The sequence below is a fragment of the Streptomyces rugosispiralis genome (assembly GCF_024505145.1).
GTDB classification, from domain to species: Bacteria; Actinomycetota; Actinomycetes; order Streptomycetales; family Streptomycetaceae; genus Streptomyces; species Streptomyces rugosispiralis.
Map to the genome: position 1 here is coordinate 1 of NZ_JANIAA010000091.1, position 9,382 is coordinate 9,382.

The 9,382-nt window shown below is 65.8% G+C and carries 8 protein-coding genes and 1 pseudogene; 8 read left to right on the forward strand and 1 reads right to left on the reverse strand.

The window, feature by feature from the left end; all coding sequences use genetic code 11:
* Window positions 1-473 precede the first annotated feature (473 nt).
* From NP777_RS46120 to NP777_RS46150, 8 genes and pseudogenes are all read left to right on the forward strand, one after another.
* On the forward strand, window positions 474-1,127 hold the full coding sequence (locus tag NP777_RS46120) for a hypothetical protein (protein WP_256656192.1): 654 nt from the start codon (window positions 474-476) through the stop codon (window positions 1,125-1,127).
* 188 nt (window positions 1,128-1,315) lie between these two features.
* Complete coding sequence (locus NP777_RS48795) at window positions 1,316-1,618, forward strand: hypothetical protein (protein ID WP_391858713.1); 303 nt, start codon at window positions 1,316-1,318, stop codon at window positions 1,616-1,618.
* A gap of 187 nt (window positions 1,619-1,805) precedes the next feature.
* Window positions 1,806-2,225 carry a hypothetical protein gene (locus NP777_RS46125; RefSeq protein WP_256656193.1) on the forward strand — a complete coding sequence of 140 codons (420 nt, stop codon included), beginning with the start codon at window positions 1,806-1,808 and terminating at the stop codon, window positions 2,223-2,225.
* Between the two features lie 13 nt (window positions 2,226-2,238).
* Window positions 2,239-3,062 (forward strand): annotated as a pseudogene (locus tag NP777_RS46130) (IS5 family transposase); the annotation flags it as partial.
* A gap of 162 nt (window positions 3,063-3,224) precedes the next feature.
* On the forward strand, window positions 3,225-3,554 hold the full coding sequence (locus tag NP777_RS46135) for a type II toxin-antitoxin system RelE/ParE family toxin (protein WP_256656194.1): 330 nt from the start codon (window positions 3,225-3,227) through the stop codon (window positions 3,552-3,554).
* Between the two features lie 29 nt (window positions 3,555-3,583).
* On the forward strand, window positions 3,584-4,819 hold the full coding sequence (locus NP777_RS46140; RefSeq protein WP_256656195.1) for a helix-turn-helix domain-containing protein: 1,236 nt from the start codon (window positions 3,584-3,586) through the stop codon (window positions 4,817-4,819).
* A 64-nt stretch (window positions 4,820-4,883) separates the two neighbouring features.
* A complete protein-coding gene (locus NP777_RS46145; RefSeq protein ID WP_256656196.1) occupies window positions 4,884-6,035 on the forward strand; it encodes a DNA double-strand break repair nuclease NurA in 1,152 nt (383 codons plus the stop codon).
* A gap of 107 nt (window positions 6,036-6,142) precedes the next feature.
* Window positions 6,143-7,888, forward strand: a complete 1,746-nt coding sequence (locus NP777_RS46150) for an ATP-binding protein (protein ID WP_256656197.1) — start codon at window positions 6,143-6,145, stop codon at window positions 7,886-7,888.
* On the opposite strand, the gene NP777_RS46155 is transcribed toward NP777_RS46150, so the two are convergent.
* Window positions 7,879-9,249, reverse strand: a complete 1,371-nt coding sequence (locus tag NP777_RS46155) for a Druantia anti-phage system protein DruA (protein ID WP_256656198.1) — start codon at window positions 9,247-9,249, stop codon at window positions 7,879-7,881. The two genes, NP777_RS46150 and NP777_RS46155, sit on opposite strands and share 10 nt — an antisense overlap.
* Between the last annotated feature and the right edge of the window lie 133 nt (window positions 9,250-9,382).

A 9,382-nucleotide genomic window follows, 5' to 3' on the forward strand; every position in this document is an offset into this window, starting at 1 on the left:
CGGTGGGGTCTTGGCCCCGAGACGACTGGATGCTCTTCTCGCCGGATACGGGGACGTCGCACCGCTGTCGGATGAGGACGCCGCAACGCTGCCGATGGAGATCGTGCACGCTGCATTGATCATCACCTTCCATCGCTATTACCGGTAAAACGTCCGCTTTCCCGACCCGGCCAAGGGCACATCCACAGGGAGATGGTCAGGTTCGTGGACTCGGTGGAGAAGGCGACTCCACTGCTTGGCTGACAAGGCGCTGCGACAGGGCACGCCGCAGTCCCATTTGCTTCATGCTTCGCAGACCGGTGTGCCCCGGCGAGCCGAGTTCCGCAAGCACCGCTCGGGCAAGCTTGAGGGAGCGTGGTCCATCCGGGGCGGAGGCTTGCGGGCTCCGCCTCATAGCCACGAAAACCACTCGGCCGCTCGACGTGTCCGTGGGAGGCTGATCGTTCATACGGGCCAGGAGGGGAGGCTCAGCGATGGGCGACGCGGAGGACGCATGGCGCGTGGAGAACGGGCAGTACGTACTAGATCACGGCGAAGGTTACTTCTCCAGCCTCTACGGGCGCGCCGATTTCATGCCCTTCGAGTACCGCGTGGCGTCCCTCGGCTGGCTGCGCGAGAGGATCGGCAGGAGCGTCGACCTCGAGGTGGCCGAGCTGCGCGAGGCACGCAAGACCGGTTCCCATAGGGTCCCGGGCTGGGAGGGAGAGAGCGATCTCGTACTCGATGAATCGTTGATCGCTCTGGACACGGACACGCGGCAGATCGGCGCCGGCATTATCGTCGTGGCAGCGGTTGCCGCCCTCGAATCATTGATGAACCAGATGCTGGACCGGCCCACAGACGATCGCCTCCGCAAGGCAGGCATTTGGCGGAAGGCCAACGAGCTGGCGGCGCGGTGGCCAGCGGCGATCCACCCGACGGAGTTCTTCGCACATGTTGCATGGCTGAAGGACCGGCGCAACTCGTTGGCGCACCGTCTCATCGACGAAGATCGTGTCGTCAAGCCCGACCAACCGTGCGTATGGACCTCCGACGACGAGATGGCAGACGAGGCGCTGGTGAGGGTCAGCGCCGTCGCCCAAATGTTGGAGGAGGGCTGGGAGCTGCAGCTCACTGCGCAACACTGACGTCCGCCCCCGGCTTCCTGCGCAGCGGGGGATGGGCAGGTGCTTGCTGACGTCCGTCTCGGGGGGCCGGTGATCCAGGTCGTATGTGGGGGTGACGAACTCCGCGGTACAGCGTTGGCGCATGTATGAGGGAGGGGGTGCGCAGTCCTGGCGTTCCTGCGCCGAGGGACGCAAACGTACGGAGCGTGATGTTGGCGCAGCGTAGTCGGGACACCGTTCCCGAGATGGCGCTGCGAAGGGCAGTGCACGGGTTGGGCTTCCGCTACCGCGTTGACCTGCCGATCCCCGGCATGCGAAGGCGGCGTGCAGATGTCACGTTCGTGAAGTGGCGGACCGCGGTGTTCGTGCAGGGGTTGTTTCTGGCACGTGTGCCCGCAACATCGGCATGCACAGTGCACAACGGCCAGTGGTGGCGGAAAAGTTGGAGGGCAACGTCCGACGGGAGGCGGATACCGACGCCAACCTCGTCCAGTTGGGGTGGGTGCCCTTGAGAATCTGGGAGCATGAGACCGTGGATGCCGCCGTGGGCAAGGTGGTGGAGGTGCTCGGTTCCCGGGGGGCACCCGCGGGAGCTTGCCTATGCGGAGGAGGCCATGGGCACTCGGGTCGACTCCGCTGCACCCGGGGTGGTCTATTGCACCCGGGGTCGTCTATGCATTCAAGGATGAGGCGGCGCGTTTGGCGTACCTTGCCCAGCGCATCGTGCCAGACGCTGAATGGCTTGCTTCCGAGGACACGACGTCGGCGATCGCCGCGCTGGTCGACTACGTGGAGCGGCGGGGGCGACCGCCACGTCTCGAGGAGACGCCCCGCGCAACAGCCGAACTGCTTGCCCACCTCAAGCCGGGTGAGCTGAAGCGGTTGGTGCGGGACTCCGCGGACCCAGGGGCGATGGCTGAGGGCGCCAGACGCTCCACTCTCAACACGCTCCTGTACCTGGCTGTCAAACTCTTCAACGGACGCGGCCCGTTCAGCAGTCTGCCTCTGAGCATCCAATTGGACGTGCGCGCCTTCTTCACCTCATACGTGAGGCGTGTCAGCGCTCCGACCGGCTCCTTCTCAAACTACGGGACGACGGCTACGTACGGGGCGCGATGAACGCCTCGTTGATTTGACGAACGCGGAGTGGGCTCGCCTGAAGCCCCATCTGCCCACGACAGGGCTGCGGGGCGGTTCGATGGGCGAACCACTGCAAGGTCATCAACGTCATCCTGCTCCGCCAGCGGACAGGCGTTCCGTGGCGGGACCTGCCGGCATGGTTCGGCAGTTGGAAGACCGTCTACGAGAGGTACAGACGCTGGTTGGCGGATGGCACCTGCGACCGGATCCTCCAGACTGGAGCATGGTGAGCGTAGACTCCACTTCCTACCGCGCTCACCAGCACGCCGCCGGTGCCCGGAAGGAAGCACCGCGCGTCCCGAAATAAGATCAACGCTCCGGCAGCACCGCCCCGACGAGGCACTCAGACGATCACGGGGCGGACTGACCTGCAAGATCCACCTCGACGGTGAAGGTGGACGCCGTCCCCTGGCCTTTCTCATCATGCCGGGGCAGTGGGGCGACGCCCCGCAGCTGATCCCGGTCCTAGAACGCGTCCGTGTCGCCCGCGCCGGTGGCGGCCATCCGCGCACCCGGCCGGACCACCTCGGGGGCGACAAGGCATATTCTTCCCGCCGCAACTGCCGCTACCTGCGACGACGGCACATCAAGCACACCATCCCCGGGGCCGAAGGGCCAGCGGGCCAACCGCCGGCGCCGCGGCAGCAGGGGCGGTCGGCCCACCAGCTTCGACAAGACGCACTACAAACGCCGCAACAAGTCGAGCGGGCCATCAACCTGCTCAATGACTTCAGAGCCCTGGCCACGAGGCATGACAAGCGGGCCTATGTCTTCCACGGCACTGTCACCCTGGCAGCCATCCGGTTATGGCTCCGAGCACGATCCGCCGGACACGCCTTAGTGAGCGTGCAGGGCGGCGTCGACGGTAGCCGCGCAACGGCCAAGCGGTTCGCATTCGACAGCAGCGCCCACCGCACCGGTGCCAAGTAGAGGTCGATGCTTTACCTATTCGGTAAAGACTGCGATACTCTGGTGGCTATGAGGGTGCACTTTGCCAACGCGCGGCTGCGCGACACATGTGCCTCGGACAAGGCGATGGTCCGGGAGTACGGTGCCGTGCGTGCTCGCCGGCTGCAGCTGAGGCTGCAGCACCTGCGTGTGGCCGAGACGCTGGCCGAGCTGCGCGTCCTGGGTGGACGTCCGCACGAGCTGACTGGCGACCGCAAGGGAGCTATCGCGGTCTGTCTCGATGGCCCCTACCGGCTGGTCATGCGCCCGCTGGACGCGGAGGGCAACGTGATCGAGCCACCGATCGACTGGGCTTCGGTCCACGCCGTCGTGATCGACGGTGTGGTCGACTACCACTAGCAGCGACTGGACGAGATGAGGAGGTGTCGATGATGACGCGCAGCACTGGAGCTGTCCGCCACGGCTTCGTGGCCGCTTTGGAGCCTGACTACGCCGTACCCCCGGGTGAAACGCTGAGGGAACGGCTGGAGGAACTGGGGATGACTCAGGCCGAACTGGCCACCCGAACGGGACTGACACCGAAGCACATCAACCAGGTGTTGCAAGGTGTGGTGCCGCTTAGTGGCGAGGTCGCGCAACGTCTGGAGTACGCGGTGAAGGTTCCAGCTCGTTTGTGGAACCGGCTCGAGGCGGACTACCGCACCCAGCAAGTGCGTCTTGCCCAGGAGCGGGCCCAAGCGGAGGACCCCGAGGCGGTGCCCTGGCTGGCGAGCCTGCCGGTAGCCGTGCTCGCCGCCGAGGGAGCGATTCCCGCGCATCCGACAGACACGGCCAGCCGGGTCCGGCAGCTGTTGGAGTTCTTCGGAGTCGCCAACATCGCAGCCTGGCGCGAACTGTGGCGCAAACCTGCCGCCGCGTTCCGGCAGTCCTACGCTTACGAGGCCCTGCCAGGAGCGTTGGCTGCGTGGCTGCGCATGGGTGAGCTCGCCGCACGCCAGGAGAGTCCTGGTTCCTTCAGCTCTGCGAAGGTGCGCCGGCTGCTGCCTGAGTTGGTTCAGTTGACGAGGCGGTCGCCGGGCGAGGCCCTTGCCGTGGCGCGGCGGGAGCTAGCTGCGGCGGGAGTCGTGGTTGTCCTGGTCCCTGATGTCCCCGGGGCCCGCGCCTATGGCGCCACCCGCTGGCTCGGCTCGTTTGCTGTGATCCAGCTCAGTCTGCGGGGTAAAACGGAGGACGTGCTGTGGGTGACGTTGTTCCATGAACTGGGACATGTCTTGCTGCACGGGCGCAAGGGTCTATTCATCGAGCAGGACGACGCTGACACTCCGGATGGCCAGCCCCAGGTCGCCTCTGGAGCTGACGAGGCAATCACGCAGGAACGCGAGGCTCAGCAGTTCGCTCTGGACACACTTTTCGGCGAAAAGGGCCTGGCTCGCCTGGATCAAATTACCAGTACCACGGAGGCGTTGGACCTGGCTGACGAGCTGGGCATCGGCTCTGCCATCGTGGCGAGTCAACTCCAGGCGCGCGGCGTGTGGACTCACGCCCACGGGGCCCGTCACCGTCGGACGCTGCCAAGCCTTGAGGAAATGCGGAACCCGGCACCTGCCCCACGGCCCAGGCCGAGCAAGCAGGAGCGGGGGGGTGGAGCTCCGCGCCAGCGCTGAACCAGAACGCGTAATGCCACGGTAGGTGAAGGGTTCTGCCTACCATCGGGTCGAGGAAGGGCGCATGATCATGAACATGTACGGCGGCGGGTCGTCGGAGGAAGACTACGCACGGCTTCCGGAAGACCTGCTGGCTGAAATGCTGTCGGTGGCAACCGATGTGGCGCAGACGGTCGAGAACCTCCTTGGCCCCGCGCTGGAGATGCGAGACCAGCTCCGTGAGGCGGCCCTCGACCTAGGCCTCATCGAGTTCTGGCAGGGCGGGCGGCCGCTCACGCTGGCAGCCGTTGACGGCGGGTTCGCCATCGAGCGCACCGTCGCCGTTGACATCGCGTTGTCGGTCGCCGTGGGCGTCGAGGGCTTCGCGCCCGAGGGACGTGGTTGGGAGTGGGATGACAACCAGCACTCATTCGCCCAGCACGTACTCGTGCACGACGGGCATAACGAGCGCCTGGCCCGGGCCGGCATGGTGATCCAGGAGCTGGACGTGATCGCCGACACCCCGCATGAGCTGCGGATCTTCGACGGTAGCCATCTGACCCCGGTCATTCAGCTCAACTCTGCGCTCGCATCCCGCAGTTCTGATGTCCGTTCGCGAGTCCTGGACCTCGCCAACCAGCACTCCCTGCTCGACGCATTCGCCGCTTTCACCAGCGAAGCCAAGATCGTAGCCATGCCGAAGTACAACTCGTCCCGCATTATCTGCGAGGCCCTGGCGGGCGAAGTCGGCAAGCCAGTGCCCGGCGACGACAGGTACCTGACCTCCCTCATCTTGGAGGGAGGCGAATACACCGTCCCCGAGCGCGTCCCCGCCGACCCGTGGCGCCAACTGCACATCAAGCACCACAACGACGCCACTCACGAGGAAAGGGCTCTCGCGAACCAGCTCCACGAGGCCCTGTATCCGCTCCAGTCCCGCGAGCTATATGTCATCTACTTCCGCCCTACCGATAAGTCCACTGCGTACCGGGTCGAAGTCAAACCCGGTTGCGCCACGGACTCCGACCGTGTGAATGATCTCCTCGCCAGCATCGCGTTCCAGCTGACGACACCGTTTGTGCAGGAGCCCTACCCCCAATACCTCGCCGACGTGATGGCCAAGTCCGTCGGATTGGGCATCAAGGCGCTTCAGAGCGCCGCCCAGATGTACCTGGCCCGCCAGTCTCCGCAGCTGGCCCAGTCCGTCGTTCACTCCTACCGCACGGAGGGCAAGTGACGCCCGTGCCCGGCTCCTCGACTCCGCCGCCCGCCACAGGCCAAGCCGCTCAAACCCTCTCGGGGCAGATCATCGGCACGGTAGGCTCCCCAAGCACTACCAGCGAGGTGACCGTCGACATCCTCGAAGAGGCCGCCGCGACCACGCTGCTGGGTGACCTAGTTGCCCTCACCCATCAACTGGAGCCCCAGCGCCATCTGCTGGCCGTGGGCACCGTCGCCGAGATCGAGACCCGCAACCGGTGGCACGAGGATTTGAATATGCGCGGCGTCGTGAAAATGCACGGCCGCCTGCCCCACCTGTCCACGGTCGGCGACACCCGCACCGCGAAGATCGTGATCCAGGCCGTTTACGAAACTGACAGCCCACACCCGCCGTTCCAAACGCCGCCTCACGAGTCCAGTGGGGCCCTGGGTATGAGCCCTAGCACCGGCATGCCTGTTCGCCGCGTCGACGATGAAACCGTAGGAGCACTCATCTCCCGTCACGAACCGGAGGTGGTCTACCTCGGACACATCTACCGCTCCCACGTGCAACTCCCTCTTTATGTACGGGACTTCGTAGGTGAGCAGACCGACGGCGCATTTCATGTCGGGGTGTTTGGACGCAACGGTTCTGGGAAGACCGCGCTCGCGGTGTACTGGCTCGCTGCACAGATGCGACACTTGTCCCTCGGCGTCCTGGCGTTCGACCCCCAGGGGCAGTTCTCCTCTCAAAACGGCTTTCCGTTCGACCTGAAGTCCTGGGCCCGAAACCTGGGCCGGGAGGTCCGGGGCCTGTCGATCGCTGAAGACGTGCGGCTGCCCGCGTGGGCCACGACCTTTGTCGAACTCCTTGATGGGGCACGATTTTTCCAGCAACTCACCATCAAGAACGCCTCGAACCGGGAAGCCGCGCTGGATGAGTTCGTGCGGCTCCTCCATAACACGGCCGACTGGCATGAACACCACCCCGACGAGGTGCTGCGCGCGCTGCTGACCTTGCTGCAGGGCGACGTTCCCGCCCTCACTCGCATCTACAACTCCAAAGGCCCGCGCGACCGAGTCATTGGCACCCTCGACCGGATCCTCACCAGCCCGTCGGAGTTCGAGCAGCTTGCCGGAATCTTCCGGCCCGTCCACAATCTCTTCGCGCCCACCAACCTCGCGGGTCGTCCCCGCACCAAGCTCCTGCAGCTAATCCACGATGTAGTGGACGGGCGCAGAGGCGGTCGTGCCGCCCCTTACGTGATCATCGACCTGTCGGCGCGGTCGGGGCTGACCTGGCTAGACGATCCAGAGACGAAGGCCCGGCTCATCAAGGACATCGCGAGCAACCTGCGCCGGGTGGCTGAGGAACGGTGGCACGAGACCGAACGACCAATCAACTGCTGTGTGGTGTTCGACGAGGCCCACCGCTTCGCCTCGTCACAGCCCGCCGGCGAGCAGACCGCCCAGCTTGCTGCCAGCCTCACCGAGTATGTGCGCACCACGCGCAAGTACGGGCTCGGCTGGATGTTCATCACCCAGGAGATCTCCGCCCTGTCCTCCGGCATCTACAGCCAGTTGCGGGTCAAGGCGTTCGGGTACGGGCTGACCACGGGCAGCGACCTGAACCGGCTCACCGACGAGGTCGGGCGTGGGCCTGCACTGGAGTTGTACAAGTCGTTCCCAGACCCGCGTGCGGTGACTCGGAAGACTTACCCGTTCATGTTGACTGGTCCGGTCAGCCCGCTGTCGTTTACCTCGGCTCCGATCTTCCTGGAAGTCCACACTGACGTCGCCGATTTCGTGAACGCTAACCAACACCTTTTCGCCAGTCTGCCGGTGCCAACGCTGCCACACCAGCGTCAGGTGACCTCGCGTCACGTGTAGAGGCGCCAGGAGGACGGGTCGAAGGAACGCCAGTGGGTCGTGGACTGCGCGCGGGCAATTGCCCACCGGTCCTGCCACCACTCCCCTAGCTCTGCGGTGGAGCGCGTGGCCCACTGAAGCTGCTGGTCCTCTTGGCGCAGCCAGCGGTCGAAGTTGGCGGCGAGAGGGGCGAGGAAGATCTGCCGCCGCACTCCGTGCAGGCGCATCTTCTTCGGGTTCAGACCAAGCCCCTGGAAGGCGCGGCTGAGGACCTCCCGCCGGTTGCGGAACGAACCGCTGCTGTCCCATTTGGCGTGTCGATGCGTACTGCCGTCCGGTGCGCCGGCTGCGGCGAACGCAGCCAGGTCGTCGTAAATCGTACCCGAGAAGTGGAAGTCGCCGCTGCCGGCGGTGTAGCCGACGGGATGAAACGCGAGCCCCCCGTCGGGGCCGCGCAGCCGGTTGTACAGCGACGAGCGCCCCAGCGCCGATGCCGTGGTGACCAGTGCAAGCTGGGCCTGGGGGTCGCGTCCGGCGATGCGGGTGGTCTTGTGCCCGTAACGGTCAGCGAACGCGTCACGCACTTCCGCACTGGTCGCCAGCAGGGCAGCGAGTTTCCCGGCCAGTAGATGACTGTAGGGCGGCACCGCACCGAGCACGAAAGCGTCCATCACACACGCCAGCCGCTCCTGGCGCTGCTGCGGCGACCAGCCGATCACCGTGTCGCGGGCTTTGAGGGCGAAGACCGGGTCGGCGAGCCCGATCAGGCCCATGACCCGGTCGCTGTGCCCCTGGTCGACGATGAGGAAACGCAGGCGACGCCCGTACCCGCTGGAGACGGGAACCGACCAGTGCAGCGCGCACCATCGCCACATGGCGCTGTCCTGGCTGCGGTAGTCGTCCACGTGTACTAGGGCGGGACGGATGCGGCGGGGGTCGACTTCGCTACCGGGCGCGAGGCGGGATAGCAGTCGGCCCTCCTGATGGGCCAGCGCCTTCCTGGCACGCTCGCGGCTAGCCACGACCGCTTCGGCGTGTAGGCGCCGCAAATGGTCCTTGTCGTCTTGCACTGGTGCCAGCACTGCCCCGTCCTTGACGTGGAAGCCCTGCTCCCGCAGGTGCGCGAAGACCCGCTCGCGCAACACTTCTGTGTGCTGTTCGGGGCTGTCCACCTCGCCCGCCTTCATGACCTGCAGCAGGCGCAGCAGTATATCGGCGCGCGGCGTGCGTTGACCGCACTCGTACTTGCAGATCGAGCTCTGGGGAACCCCGGACTCGCGAGCCAGTCTTACTTGGCTCCAGCCCGCGGCCGTGCGGGCATGGCGCAGGATGGCGGCTGGCGATTCGGGTTCCTGGGCGGGGGCGGGAAGCGCGTTGGTCACCGCTCTACTATGGCGGATCCGCCATAGTGCCGGCCACCTCTGTGCAATGTGCGTTGACCGGCCTCGCCTGTGCCGGCGGCCAGTAGACACTCTCCGTAGGTGGCTACTTGTCGCCTCACCTTGGTCGCGATCT

Coding starts and splice junctions, on each gene's coding strand:
- NP777_RS46145 (WP_256656196.1), top strand. CDS start 4,884: ATGATCATGAACATGTACGGCGGCGGGTCGTCGGAGGAAGACTACGCA.
- NP777_RS46120 (WP_256656192.1), top strand. CDS start 474: ATGGGCGACGCGGAGGACGCATGGCGCGTGGAGAACGGGCAGTACGTA.
- NP777_RS48795 (WP_391858713.1), top strand. CDS start 1,316: ATGTTGGCGCAGCGTAGTCGGGACACCGTTCCCGAGATGGCGCTGCGA.
- NP777_RS46140 (WP_256656195.1), top strand. CDS start 3,584: ATGATGACGCGCAGCACTGGAGCTGTCCGCCACGGCTTCGTGGCCGCT.
- NP777_RS46135 (WP_256656194.1), top strand. CDS start 3,225: ATGAGGGTGCACTTTGCCAACGCGCGGCTGCGCGACACATGTGCCTCG.